The organism is Bacillus sp. CDB3, from assembly GCF_002081505.1.
Lineage (GTDB): Bacteria > Bacillota > Bacilli > Bacillales > Bacillaceae_G > Bacillus_A > Bacillus_A cereus_AT.
This window is the reverse complement of sequence record NZ_ALBR01000052.1, coordinates 13,282-27,182: the sequence shown is the minus strand read 5'-3', so window position 1 is coordinate 27,182 and position 13,901 is coordinate 13,282. Positions and strand designations below refer to the sequence as shown.

The window sequence follows — 13,901 nt, the reverse complement described above, 5'->3', positions numbered from 1 at the left end:
GTTAGCAGTAGCAGCAACTCAAGAGAAAAATGAATATTATACTTATCATTGGGCAGTTAATTCAAATATAGGTGATGAAATTTTATTATTTACTTCCAAAAAATTTAATATTCGAATTAAAAGAAAATAATATCCTTACTTTCTATGAGAAGTAAATAATAACGAGGTTTAACACTCTATTCGAAAGATTTCTCCTTCCTAGAGCATGTGACAAAAAGAGCCTAGCGCTAGGTCGTTCAAGATGTATGTGTAAGATTGTAAATAGACAATAGTAAAGGGGCGTACGGAATGAAAAATAAAATAATTTCAGGATTTTTTATAACATCAATTGTAACTGGGGCGACTATTCCTATCAATACTCTCGCAACACCAATCGTTCATGCAGAAACTCAACAGGAAAGCATGGATATTTCCTCATCATTACGAAAATTAGGTGCACAATCTAAATTAATCCAAACATATATTGATCAAGGTTTAATGAGCCCTAATGTACAGCTAGCAGAAGTCCCAGCTTTAAATACAAATCAATCCCTAATCAAGCAAGATATGAAGGAATGGTCATCAGAACTTTATCCACATTTAATTCTAGTAAATTCAAAAAGTAAAGGGTTTGTAACTAAATTTAATAACTATTACCCAGCATTAAAAGAGTTTGTAGACAATAAAGAAGATAAAGAAGGGTTTTTGGATAGACTTGAGGTTCTTCAAGATATGACTATGACGAATCAAGAAAACGTACAAAGACAGATTAATGAATTAACAGATCTTAAATTACAGCTGGATAAAAAACTTCAAGATCTCGATATGGATGTAGCAAAAGCACAGGGTGTACTAAGTTCAGACGGAACAGGGAAAATAGATCAGCTAAAAAATGAATTACAAAATACCCAAAAATCAATTCAAAATGATTTACAACAAATAGCATTATTACCAGGAGCTTTAAATGAACAAGGGTTTGTTATATTCAAAGAAGTCTATAACCTTTCAAAAGATATCATTGAACCTGCTGCTCAAACTGCAGTAGCAGCGTATAACAAAGGAAAAGAAATTAACAACTCTATTATAGAAGCAGAGAAAAAAGCAGAGCAAGAAGCGAAAGAAAAGGGTAAATCTGCTCTAGAGATTGAAGCTGCCAAAAAAGAAGCCCGTGAAGCAATTGAGAAAAGCAAACAAGCTGAAATTGAGAAGCTACATTCTACTCAGAAAGAACATTTTGACAATGTATTAGCATGGTCAATTGGCGGTGGATTAGGAGCAGTCATTTTAGTTATTGGCGCTATTGCAGGAGCGGTAGTGATTGTTGTGACTGGCGGTACAGCAACACCGGCTGTTGTTGGTGGCCTTACAGCTCTTGGTGCAGCTGGAATTGGTTTAGGAACAGCAGCTGGTGTCACGGCATCTAAGCATATGGACTCCTATAACGAAATTTCTAACAAAATCGGACAATTAAGTACAAAAGCTGATCTCGCTAGCCAAGCTGTTATTTCGCTTACTAACGCGAAAGACACTTTGGCATATCTGTATCAGACAGTGGATCAAGCGATACTGTCTCTAACGAATATTCAACAACAATGGAATAAAATGGGGGCTAATTATACAGATTTGTATGATAATATCGACCAAATGCAAGAGCATAAACTCTCGTTGATACCTGATGATTTAAAGGCTGCTAAACAAAGTTGGAATGATATTCATAAAGATGCAGAATTCATTTCGAAAGATATTGCTTTTAAACAAGAATAGAATCTAAAAATCATAACCTATATTGGAGGAATATAAAATGATTAAAAAAATCCCGTACAAACTAATCGTTGCATCAGCTCTTTTAACTATGACAACAACTTCTATAGTCTCACCAGTAGCAGCTTTTGCAAGTGAAATTGAACAAACTAACAATGGAGATACGGCTCTTTCAGCAAATGAAGCGAAGATGAAAGAAACTTTGCAAAAGGCTGGGTTATTTGCAAAATCTATGAATGCTTATTCTTATATGTTAATTAAAAATCCAGATGTGAACTTTGAAGGGATTACTATTAATGGATATGTAGATTTACCTGGTAGAATTGTACAAGATCAAAAGAATGCAAGGGGACATGCTGTTACATGGGATACGAAGGTGAAAAAACAGCTTTTAGATACATTGACGGGTATTATTGAATACGATACAACATTTGACAATTATTATGACACAATGGTAGATGCGATTAATACAGGAGATGGAGATACTTTAAAAGAAGGGATTACAGATTTACGAGGTGAAATTCAACAAAATCAAAAGTATGCACAACAATTAATAGAAGAATTAACTAAATTAAGAGACTCTATTGGACAAGATGTTAGAGCATTTGGAAGCAATAAAGATCTCTTACAGTCGATTTTAAAAAACCAAGGTGTAGATGTTGAGGCTGATCAAAAGCGTCTAGATGAAGTTTTAGGATCAGTAAACTATTATAAACAATTAGAATCTGATGGGTTTGATGTAATGAAGGGTGCCATTTTGGGCCTACCGTTAATTGGCGGTATTATAGTGGGTGTAGCAAGAGATAATTTAGGCAAGTTAGAGCCTTTATTAGCACAATTACGTCAGACTGTAGATTATAAAGTAACATTAAATCGTGTAGTTGGAGTTGCTTACAATAATATTAGTGAAATGCATAAGGCGCTTGATGATGCTATTAATTCTCTTACTTATATGTCCACGCAGTGGCATGATTTAGATTCTCAATATTCGGGAGTACTTGGACATATTGAAACTGCATCTCAAAAAGTGGATCAAAATAAATTTAAATTCTTAAAACCTAACTTGAATGCAGCGAAAGACAGTTGGAAAACATTACACACAGATGCGGTCACTTTAAAAGAAGGAATCAAAGAATTAAAAGTGGAGCCTGTTACTCCGCAAAAATAAGGAAATATTAATTCTGTTGCAAAGTCACCTAAAACATAGAGAATCTATGATTACGTTGTTAAATAGTAATGCGACAATTAATAAATCCTTATACACCAGAAAGGCGGAGTCTCATTAATGACTTCGCCTTTCGTCTTTATAAAATTTGTACCCAGATACCAAGATAACCGTGCTGTATTACAGATTTTCAAAAAATTTGAAAGACGTCGCTTTTAAAGAAGAATAGAATTAAAAATCAAAACCTATATAGGAGAAGTATAAAATGATGAAAAAAATCCCTTATAAAATACTCGCTGTATCGACATTTTTAACTATGACAACAACTTATGCAGTTACACCAGTAGCAGCTTTTGCAAGTGAAATTGAACAAACTAACAATGGAAATATGTCTCTTTCAGCAAATGAAGAACAGATGATAAAAACTGTGCAAGATGCTGGGTTATTTGTAAAATCTATGAATGAATATTCTTATTTGTTAATGAATAATCCGGATGTGAGTTTTGAAGGAATTACTATTAATGGGTATGCAGATTTACCTAGTAAAATTGTACAAGATCAAAACAATGCAAGAGCACATGCAGTTTCATGGAATACGAAAGTAAAAAAACAGCTTTTAGATACATTGACAGGTATTATTGAATACGATACAAAATTTGAAAATCATTATGAAACATTAGTAGAGGCGATCAATACTGGGAATGGAGATACTTTAAAAAAAGGGATTACAGATTTACGGGGGGGAATTCAACAAAATCAAAAGTCTGCAAAAGTATTAATAGAAGAATTAACTAAATTTAAAAATGCTATTGGAGAAGATGTTAGAGTATTTGGAAGCCATAAAGAGACCTTGCAGTCTATTTTAAAAAACCAAGGAGCTGCGGTTGAGGATGATCAAAAGCGTTTAGAGGACCTTTTAGGGCAAATAAACTATCAGAAAGACATAGAATCTAAGGGCTTAGACATGGTAAAGATTCCCTTTCTCCCAACATTGATTGCTGGTGGGATAATGATAGGTGATGCAAGAGGTAAGTTAGGCTGGCTAGAGCCGGAATTAGCAAAATTACGTCAGCATGTAGATTATAAGATAACATTAAATCGTGTAGTAGGAGTTGCGTTTCATAATATTAGTGATATGCATAGTGCGATTGATAGTGCTATTACTGCTCTTACTTTTATGTCCACGCAATGGGATGATTTAGACTCTCAATATTCGGGCGTACTGGGACATATTGATACAGCTAATCAAAAAGCTGATCAAAATAGATATAAATTCTTAGCACCTAACTTGAATGCAGCAAAAGATAGTTGGAAAACAATAAGAACAGATGTTGTCACATTACAAGAAGGGATAAAAATTGCAGAGAAAAAAGAACAAGATTTTATGAATCAGCTTCGTCCATCAAGCGTTTCCTACTTTTATAAAAAAATTCATAACGCATATACATTTGAAATAAAGACCGGATCAAATGCACCAAATGCGTCTTATAAAGTTATGAATTTAACTAAAAACACGGTTCATAATATGTGGGGTGGAGGACCAAATACAAGCATGTGGGCTGACTGGCTTTCATTTAATCTAAAAGATGAATTTGCGGTGGTAGCAGTAGTGGATGGAAAAGAATATGTTGTATATAAAGACAAAGTAGAAAATATAATGAACTGAACCCGAAAATGAATGAGCAAAAAGAAAGAGCTTTTTTCGCTTTAGTAATTGCCAACTTTTTTATTTGATAGACGTGTAAATAGACTACTATTTTAGTAAGTCGATGAAAATTTTGTCGAAGTATTGAATATTTAAACCGCGTAGGCAAAACATTTAAATATACGCCTAAAGGTCCAGAAGGTCTTATTGAAAGTGACGTATATACGGAAGTTTAAAAATAAAATTAAGGATAGCTTTTAAATGGATTGGCTACAATATTGATTGTGGAGGTGAGAAAGGTGAACAAAAAACAACAAGGTTACAATAAGGCAACTTCTGGCGCTAGCATCCAAAGTACAAATGCTAGCTATGGTACAGAATTCGCAACTGAAACAAATGTACAAGCAGTAAAACAAGCGAATGCACAGGCTGAGGCAAAGAAAGCACAAGCTTCAGGTGCACAAAGTGCGAATGCTAGTTATGGTACAGAATTTGCAACTGAAACGGATGTGCATGCAGTGAAACAAGCGAATGCACAAGCTGAGGCAAAAAAATCACAATCTTCTAGTTCTAATCAATAATGAAGGGAAAAGACTTCTCTATCTTAAGAGAAGTCTTTTCTCAGGCTGTGGAGAAAGTCTTCTCCACGGCCTATTTTTGTGTCTGATCCTTTATTGAAGGGGTACCGCCAGCATTTTTGAAAAAAACAAGCTAAGCAAAAAATATAATAAGCCGCCCATATGGACAGCTCATTTACATAATTCTCATTATCGGAATTCAATGTATCTAGAAATGAATAAATATGATCTACTTAACATTAGCCTCCGTTATCAGTAATTGGATAACTACTTAAAACAGAAAAGGAATTTGCCAATTTTTTTGCAAAACTTAATGGTGGTTCAACAGATTGGATATGAATATACATAATCAATGGTTTCATATATAACCAATGATTATGTAAGGCGCTAACAATAATCCCTTGTTGAACAATTGATTGTATAAATAAAGGAATTTCTTCTTGTAAAATAGCGATTTCCCCTAAGTTCAACGCATTGCCATTTTGATCTAACGATTCAAAAGATATCCCAACCGGTATCACAGAGGTGCTTGGTCGTCCTTGAACAAACACTTTAATATTACGACGCAAGGAGACAGAACAAACACCCTGATTTATGTTGCTCTTTCCATTAAAAATTTTAGCAAATTGCTCACAAAGGAAATTAAGGTTGTTCATAAATCTGATGCCCCTTTCTTAGCAGATAAAAGTTACTTCATAAATATTAATACTCGTCCATTAGCTTTTATATAAGTAATTTAAGAAATTTCCATAAAGAAAAGACACCCATATATGAAGTGAACCCAAATAGTGGTACATGAAAAAACACCTCCGTTGAATTCGCATACTAAGTATGCAAATTCAACGGAGGTGTTTTTTATTTGAAGGGAAGGGTACATTGCCCAGAAGAAGTAAAGTGGAAAGTGATTGAGTTGAAAAAGGATGGCTATTCAAATCGTACCATTATGGAAATACTCGAAATTAAAAATGTTTCCCCAATTAGGACATGGATGAAATGGTATCGTACAGATCCAACTTATCGTTTTCAACAACCTGCAGGAAAACAATATCCTTTTGGAAATGGGCCAAAAGAGCTAAGCGAATTGAGCAGATGGTTTAGGTGTTTTGATATGTGTCCCGTTTTCGGGGTTCACTTCAAAGTGGTGTGTTTTCTTTTTTACCTTACAAAATTGTAAGGTAAATGTAAGGGAAATCGAATGAACGGATTTTAGAAAAATGAGAATATTAAGAAGTGATATGATTCATATTTCTTTTGAGATTGAAAAGTTAAAAAAATCTTAAGGATTTACATGAGAAAAAGATAAGAAATATATGAGAAATTTATTCTATACAAAAGGGATGGAGTGAAAGAGATGTCAACAAATGTAGTTACTGTAGAAAGCGTAGAAAAAACGTATGGGAAAAGAAATGAGAATCAATCAAAAGCATTAAGGGGTGTTTCATTAAATATTAAAGAAGGGGAATTTGTCGGGATTATGGGTCCTTCTGGATCTGGAAAAACGACTTTACTTAATGTGATAAGTACACTTGATCAAGCGACTGGTGGCAGTGTGACAATAGCTGGTACAAATATTACTTCTATGAAGGGAAATGCATTATCAGATTTTCGATCTCAAAAATTAGGGTTTATTTTTCAAGATTTTAACTTACTTGAAAACTTATCAATTTATGAAAATATAGCTTTACCACTTTCTCTGCAAGGCGTACCTTCAAGTGAGATTACGGGAAAGGTAAATGAGGTTGCGAAGAAATTAGGGATTACTGAAATTTTAACAAAATATCCAACTGCTGTTTCTGGTGGACAAAAACAAAGAACAGCGGCAGCACGAGCTTTAGTACATAATCCAGCAATCGTATTAGCAGATGAACCGACAGGAGCGCTTGATAGTAAAAATGCAAAAAGTTTATTAGAAGCGATGCAAGATTTACATGAAAATCACAATGTAAGTATTTTGATGGTGACACACGATGCATTTAGTGCGAGTTACTGTGAGCGAATATTATTTATCCAAGACGGTCTTCTTTATAAAGAATTAAAGCGTCAAGGAACACGAGAAAATTTCTATCAAGACATTTTAGGTGTGCTCGCTCATATGGGCTCAGCTGCTGAGTCTAAGTAGGGGGGCGAGACTATGTTATTCAAATTATCACGTCATAGTATGAAAAAGATGTTAAAAGATTATATGGTTTTACTTATTGGTCTCGTTATTAGTATTAGTATTTTCTACATGTTCCAAACGATGGCGATGAATAGTGAATTTACAAAAGATAATAGTCTCATTAGTAGTATTAGACTTGTCTTCTGGGTTGGTGCCATATTACTATCGTTCATTACTGTCTTTTACATTATTTATGCCAATTCTTTTCTACTTACATTAAGAAGGAAAGAGCTCGGTATGTACATGATGCTTGGGGCGAAAAAGAAAAAAGTAGCACAGCTATTATTTATTGAAACATTTGGTATGGGTATTGTCAGTATTATTATCGGTATTTTAGTAGGGATGTTACTTGCCAGTGTAGCAGGAAATTTGTTAATGAATGGAATGGAAATTTCAGCAAAAGGTAGTTACTCATCTGTATACACACCAGCAATCGTAGTTACAGCTATTTTCTTCTTAATACTATTTTTTATTACTGGTTTAATGAATAGTGTTCGGTTATTACGTAAAACAGAATTGGAGTTAATTCGTGAAGATGAAACACTAGATGAAGTGAAGAAAAGTAAAACTCGAATTGTTATTATGACAGTACTTGGTGTATTGCTAGTAAGTACAGGATATTATTTTATGGTAAATATAAAAATGTTCGCTGAAATCGGCTTTATAATAGCGACAATCGTTACAACGCTTGGAACGTATTTTATTTTTAGTTCATTACTCCCGTTTTTTGTGATGAAAATTAAGGGGAATAAAAAACGTAATGAAACTGGTTTAAATAGTTTTACATATGCACAGCTACGTTTCCGAGTAAATAGTTTATCGAGAGTACTAGGTACGGTAGCGATGTTAATTGCATTAGGGGCAGGTGCGATGACAGCAGGTATGGCGTTCCAAAAAAATGTCGGCATTATGACAGACTTTTCTCGTGTATATGACGTTGTAATTCACGATCCAAATGAACAAGATACAGCAGCATTAAAAGAGATGGAAATTGTTGAAGAAAGCAAGTACAAGTATAAAGTAGATGGAGAAGCGGTTTATTACTTACGTAACGATTTAACTGCGAAACCACCACTTGTTTCAGATCACTTTGATACAAAAACTTTAAAAGAGCCTGCTCGTAAACGTGTAGCTGAACCTTTAACTGAACCTGTATACTCTGCTTTGGAAGCTCCTGAAGCAGCGAATAAGCTTCCTCGTATGCCAAAAGATTGGGAAGATGCAGTTGTAAGAGAAATACAAATTACACATAATCAATTTAGTGGAAAACCTGTAAGAATTGCAGATGAAGAACACTATAAAGGAATTCAAGGAACAGAACACACTGTAACATTAGCAAAAGTAGATGATATGAAAAAATATAAACCGTTGTTAATCGAAATAGATAAGAGACAAAAAGAACAAATTGAAAAAACAACAGGTACAAAAGTAGACTTATTTACGAAAATGACAATTTATCAATTTATGAACAGTTTCATGAGTGGGACAATGTTTATGGGATTTTTCCTCGGAATTGCCTTTTTAGCAATGATGGCAAGTTCTCTTATGTTCAAAATATTAACAGGTGCTTCTCGTGATGTACGCCGTTATGAAATGTTACGAAAAATCGGTGTGAGACGTAGTATGTTAACGAAAAGTATATATAAAGAAATTTCATATTTATTTATCTTCCCAGCGATTATTGGAATCTCTCACGTGTTAGTGGGGCTTAACTTATTCAGCTTTATATTAGTTGATCCGTTTGTGAAAGTATGGGTGCCAATAGGAATCTTCTTAGTCATTTATTTCATCTATTACTGGATAACTGTTCAATTGTATAAAGGTATGGTAATGCCGAAAGAAGAAGTAGCGAAATAGTTTAAGAAAAGAGTCCTTGTTTTGAAAATAAGGGCTTTTTTCTATGCGTGGGATACGTGTATGCGAGATGTTATCAAGTCTTTTTGTGGTGAATGTATAGAAAATTAAGAATTCGTTAAGGTTTTATGTAGTGGAAAGTTAAGAAGTGTATGGGATATTAAGAATGTACAAAAAATTAAGATGAAATTGCAAAGTTAAATTGTTTTACGCTCTTATTTTTTTACGGTAGTTTTGCAGAATTAAATTGATATTTTTATTAATTTAACAGAAAGGAATCGTCTTATGAAGAAGATAAATAAAGTAATAAAACGTATGGGAGTCACTGCTATACTACTAATAATCATAGCACTAGTATTTCCTACATGGACTTCACAAATAAAGGGAAAAAACAGTATAAGTACATTAGAGCAAGTAGAGATAAATGGAAGTGGTCATGAAATTATGATACGCGGAAAAGATAAGAAGAATCCAGTTATTCTCTTTATCCATGGTGGACCAGGTTCTTCAGAAATACCATATGCTCAAAAATATCAAGACTTATTGGAAGAGAAATTCACAGTTGTTAATTACGATCAAAGGGCAAGCGGGAAATCGTATCATTTCTTTGAAGACTATTCGAATCTATCATCAGACCTACTTGTAGAAGATTTATTAGCTATGACAGATTATGTTTCAAAACGTCTCGGCAAAGAAAAAGTAATATTGATTGGGCATTCTTATGGTACATATATTGGAATGCAAGCTGCCTATAAAGCTCCTGAAAAATATGAAGCGTATGTTGGTATAGGGCAGATGAGTGATACAGTAGAAAGTGAAATGGATAGTTTAAACTATGTTATTGAACAGGCACAAAATGCGGGGAATACAGGTGAGGTTTCCTATTTAAAAGGGTTAACCGAAAAAATTAAAAATGGCGATACATACACTCCGCGAAATTATGTTGCGAAATATGGTGGAACATCAAGATGCATTGAAAATCCAGATGGTGATAACATGGGGATGCTATTTAGTAATGAATATAACTTGTTAGACGTAATTCGTTATAACGTTGGATTATCATATTCTCAATCAGTCTTATTAGAAAAGGATTTAAAAAATCCATTGCCTACTAAGGTGACTAAAATGAATCTATCGCTTTTTTTCCTTATGGGGAAATATGACTATAACACTTCATTTCATGCAGCAAAAACATATTTTGATGCTATTGAAGCAGATCAAAAAGAATTTATTACTTTTGAGAAATCAGCTCATTATCCACAATTTGAAGAGAAAGAAAAATTTTATAAGTGGATGTGCGATACATTTGTAAAATAAATAAAATGTATCCGAACTTTAGAGAATTAAAAAGGTTAGCGAGACGTAAAAAGATTTTAGCTACATATCATTAAATGAAGCGAAGTTAAATAAAAAGACTCTTGTATAAAAGACAAGAGTTTTTTTATTATCATGTTCTCTATATAGAAGGAAAAGATTGGATAATGGTCGAAAAATATAATATAACTTCCAAGAAATGACTGAAATAATACTATTTTGTCGAGAGAAAGGATATTACATATGAAAGAAATACTACAGTTATTTCGAAACAAAGTTTATGCACGCTTTTTTCTAGCGAATATTTTAGAACGCCTTGGTTCTATGATTGCCGGAATTTCTTTAATGTTTTACTTGTTAGATCAATACGGAAAACAACCAGTTTACGCAACGATGACGCAAATTATGATTGCATTACCCGCACTAATCTTTTTTTTATTAGTAGGGACAGTAGTGGATCGATTTGATAGACAACGTATTTGTACGGTAAGTAATATATGTTGTTCTCTCTGTAATATTGGAATTCTAATTTCGCTTTATTACGGGATGATTATACTTGTGTTTATATTTTTATTTTTGGAAAATGCATGTATCCAATTTTTCTCTCCATCAGAACAGTCGATGATACAGGGAGTAGTAGAATCAGACCAATACGGTGCAGCAGCGGGGATTAATCAAATGGTAAATAGTTTGTATGCTTTATTTGGTGTAGGAATTGCAACGATGGTGTACTGGACTTTTGGAATTTACGGGAGCATTTTAGTAAATACGCTCACCTTTATTGCGAGTGGTATTTTGATACAAATGATCTCAATTCCAGAAAAAGTTCGTTTGCCAAATGGTAGAACAAAATGGAAAGAAGTTAATTTGAAGATGTTAATAACAGAGTTTAAAGAAGGTATTAAGTATATATACCAAAATGAAACTTTAAAAAAATTGCTTTTAGGATTTATCGTATTTGGATTATTAAATGGTATTTTAAGCGTATCCACTACTTACATATTAAAATATAAATTAGCGCCAGCAACGTATGAAAGTTTAGCGATGGTTGGTGGAGTAGTTGGAGGAATCTCATTACTAATTGGAAGTATAGTTGCAACGAGTATAGGTAAGAAATATGCACCAAAATCTATTATTGTTTTTGGGATGGCAGGATCAGGAATCTCCTTCGGTATGTGCTATTTTGTAAATTATGTTTGGTCTTTTTATGTATGTATCGCTTTAGCGACGTTCTTTTTACCGTTTATTAATGTTGCAATATCGGGCTGGATGTATGAAATTGTAGAAGAGTCATTTATGGGACGTGTTCAAAGTTTACTTAGTCCATTAACGACAGGATTCCAGCTGTTATCTCTCGGTGCGATAGCAATGTTGTTCCCGAAATGGATTGGTGCAGATACTTTGTATATTATTTTATTTGGTTTATTATTTTTGGTTACGTGTTTATATCAAGCTATTTTACCTAGTGGGAAGAAGCGAGTGCAGGGTATAGCTGAAGAGATGTAACATATTTAGGTTTTTTGTTTCTGAATATTCTATCTAATGGTAAGGGGGATAGAGTGATGGTGATGCGAGTTGCTAAATGGTGTGGGATTACTTGTTTACAACTATTAGCTGCAATCTTATGTATAATCTGTCTAGGTGCGCTCCCTCGGTTATTTAAGGGATTGCAAATTGATTTAATCGGTTTTTGGAACACAGTTCTGTTTCTTGGAGAGAAGTTACTTCAACCAGGTGAAATTACTTATGGATTTCGGAACTCAAGAAAGTTATTTCCACAAATATGGATTCATTATGTAGAGACAATGTTTGTATTTATTTCGGCATTTATACTTTCTTTACTCATTGCGTATTTTATCGTTGTGTGGGTATTGCAGCGCTCTCAATCAAAGCAACGTATATGGAATGGAGTTTTCGTCGCACTTGAAAGTATCCCGGACATTTTATTAATTTTATTATCTCAACTTCTAGTAGTAATTATCTTTCAAAAAACAGGATTTATGCCAGTGAAACATGCGGGATTTGGTGAGGATAGAGCTCGCATGTTACCAATAATATGCCTTGCTATACCTACAACGTTATTATTTATGAAGCTACTATTATTACGTTTTAGAGAAGAATTAGAGAAAGATTATAGCATATTTGCAAAGAGCAAAGGACTGAGTTTAAGGCATATTTTGACACACCATATTTCAAGAAACGTCTTGTTAACAACAGTCTATTATGCAAAAACAAATATTTTATTTATGTTATCAAATTTATATATTATTGAATGGCTATTTAATACGTACGGCATGTTTGTTTTTGTAAAAGAAAATTCCAAATTAGAAATATTTACAGTGAGTTTAGTTATATTATACGTACCGCTTTTTATACTATTTCGTATATTACATACGCTTTTAAAAAATGTTATAAAGGAGCGTGTGTAACATGTGGCAAGTTGTAAAAAGAGATGTGAGATTTTGGCTAGGTGTTACTTTTTTGAGTGTACTAATGCTTGTTAGTATTGGAAATACGGTGTTTTTTGACGGGAATATTCGCGAATTAACGATGATGTATAACGAAAAAGGAGAATTAGAGGCTGCTCCGTTTTCACCGTCGAGTAAATTTTGGTTCGGAAGTGATGCGAAAGGTCGCGATCTTTTCCAGCTAATAATAGAAGGAGCAAAATGGACTGTAGGTGCGAGTATAGTTATTGCAGTTTTACGTGTAGTGATTGGGGGAGGCATTGGTTTATTACTTGGTATGTACAGTAAACGCTCATTTCCAGTTATCTCATCTTTTTTTGATCCATTCAGTATCGTACCAATGGTTATGATTTCCTATTTTATTTTAAAGGAAGTTTTAATGTTCGACAGTGGAGAGGCAGCTGCTCCATTTCATTTGCGAGTTGCGTTTCAAATTATAGTTCTTGCGTGTCTTGCTGTACCAACTGTTATGTTGTATGTAGCGCAAGAAGTAAAACGTATTAAGAATGAAGAATTTATGTTGGCGGCAACAGTGCTTGGAGGAAGTAAGTGGCAGAGACTGAAGTGTCATGTATGGCCGCATATATTACCATCATTTCTTTTATTGGTAGCCCAACAATTTGTAAGTGTGCTATTACTTCTTTTGCATCTTGGATTACTTAAGTTGTTTTTTGGAGGAACGATACTTTTTGGATTAGATGCGGATAGTGTAACAAAGGAATGGACGGGTCTAATTGGTCAAAACTTCCGTCATTTAACTACTCATACATGGATTGTACTTATACCAATCGCTTTTTATAGTATGACAATTTTGTCAGGAAATCTTATTAGTAATAGTATGCAAGATGCGATTAAACTAGGAAATGTAAGAATGCCGAAGAGGAAGGATAAAGAAGTGAAAGTAGAGAAGCAAGTACAACCTACTATGAGTGATTTTTCTTTCTATAAAGAGGTACAAAAATAAAGAAAGATAGCTGAA

General features: G+C 33.7%; 11 protein-coding genes and 1 pseudogene. 11 read left to right on the top strand and 1 reads right to left on the bottom strand.

Features of this window, described 5'->3' with window-relative positions:
* Window positions 1-288: 288 nt before the first annotated feature.
* The 4 genes from CDB3_RS32335 (at window position 289) to CDB3_RS12455 (ending at window position 5,131) form a co-directional block, all read left to right on the top strand.
* Window positions 289-1,743, top strand: a complete 1,455-nt coding sequence (locus CDB3_RS32335) for a ClyA family alpha-helical pore-forming toxin (protein WP_128854711.1) — start codon at window positions 289-291, stop codon at window positions 1,741-1,743.
* A 37-nt stretch (window positions 1,744-1,780) separates the two neighbouring features.
* Window positions 1,781-2,908, top strand: coding sequence for a hemolysin BL binding component B (gene hblA / locus CDB3_RS12465; protein WP_128854710.1), 1,128 nt, complete (start codon window positions 1,781-1,783; stop codon window positions 2,906-2,908).
* 262 nt (window positions 2,909-3,170) lie between these two features.
* Complete coding sequence (hblB, locus tag CDB3_RS12460; RefSeq protein WP_128854709.1) at window positions 3,171-4,571, top strand: hemolysin BL regulatory component HblB; 1,401 nt, start codon at window positions 3,171-3,173, stop codon at window positions 4,569-4,571.
* A 278-nt stretch (window positions 4,572-4,849) separates the two neighbouring features.
* Window positions 4,850-5,131 carry a gamma-type small acid-soluble spore protein gene (locus CDB3_RS12455; RefSeq protein WP_071745562.1) on the top strand — a complete coding sequence of 94 codons (282 nt, stop codon included), beginning with the start codon at window positions 4,850-4,852 and terminating at the stop codon, window positions 5,129-5,131.
* Window positions 5,132-5,367: 236 nt separating this feature from the next.
* On the opposite strand, the gene CDB3_RS12450 is transcribed toward CDB3_RS12455, so the two are convergent.
* On the bottom strand, window positions 5,368-5,784 hold the full coding sequence (locus CDB3_RS12450) for a DUF1259 domain-containing protein (protein ID WP_071745563.1): 417 nt from the start codon (window positions 5,782-5,784) through the stop codon (window positions 5,368-5,370).
* A 203-nt stretch (window positions 5,785-5,987) separates the two neighbouring features.
* On the opposite strand from CDB3_RS12450, the pseudogene CDB3_RS12445 reads away from it, so the two are divergent.
* The 7 genes and pseudogenes from CDB3_RS12445 to CDB3_RS12415 form a co-directional block, all read left to right on the top strand.
* Window positions 5,988-6,218: pseudogene (locus tag CDB3_RS12445) on the top strand (IS3-like element ISBt2 family transposase); the annotation flags it as partial.
* Between the two features lie 261 nt (window positions 6,219-6,479).
* Entirely contained in the window at window positions 6,480-7,247 is a 768-nt protein-coding gene (locus tag CDB3_RS12440) for an ABC transporter ATP-binding protein (protein WP_061679087.1), read from the top strand.
* Window positions 7,248-7,259: 12 nt separating this feature from the next.
* Window positions 7,260-9,143, top strand: coding sequence for an FtsX-like permease family protein (locus CDB3_RS12435; protein WP_128854708.1), 1,884 nt, complete (start codon window positions 7,260-7,262; stop codon window positions 9,141-9,143).
* Window positions 9,144-9,425: 282 nt separating this feature from the next.
* Window positions 9,426-10,457: an alpha/beta hydrolase gene (locus CDB3_RS12430; RefSeq protein WP_128854707.1), complete on the top strand. Its 1,032-nt coding sequence runs from the start codon at window positions 9,426-9,428 to the stop codon at window positions 10,455-10,457.
* Between the two features lie 240 nt (window positions 10,458-10,697).
* Window positions 10,698-11,960 (top strand): MFS transporter, encoded by a 1,263-nt coding sequence (locus tag CDB3_RS12425; protein ID WP_128854706.1) that lies wholly within the window; start codon window positions 10,698-10,700, stop codon window positions 11,958-11,960.
* Window positions 11,961-12,016: 56 nt separating this feature from the next.
* Window positions 12,017-12,883 carry an ABC transporter permease subunit gene (locus tag CDB3_RS12420; protein WP_128854705.1) on the top strand — a complete coding sequence of 289 codons (867 nt, stop codon included), beginning with the start codon at window positions 12,017-12,019 and terminating at the stop codon, window positions 12,881-12,883.
* A gap of 1 nt (window position 12,884) precedes the next feature.
* Window positions 12,885-13,886 (top strand): ABC transporter permease subunit, encoded by a 1,002-nt coding sequence (locus CDB3_RS12415; RefSeq protein WP_128854704.1) that lies wholly within the window; start codon window positions 12,885-12,887, stop codon window positions 13,884-13,886.
* Window positions 13,887-13,901: the final 15 nt, after the last annotated feature.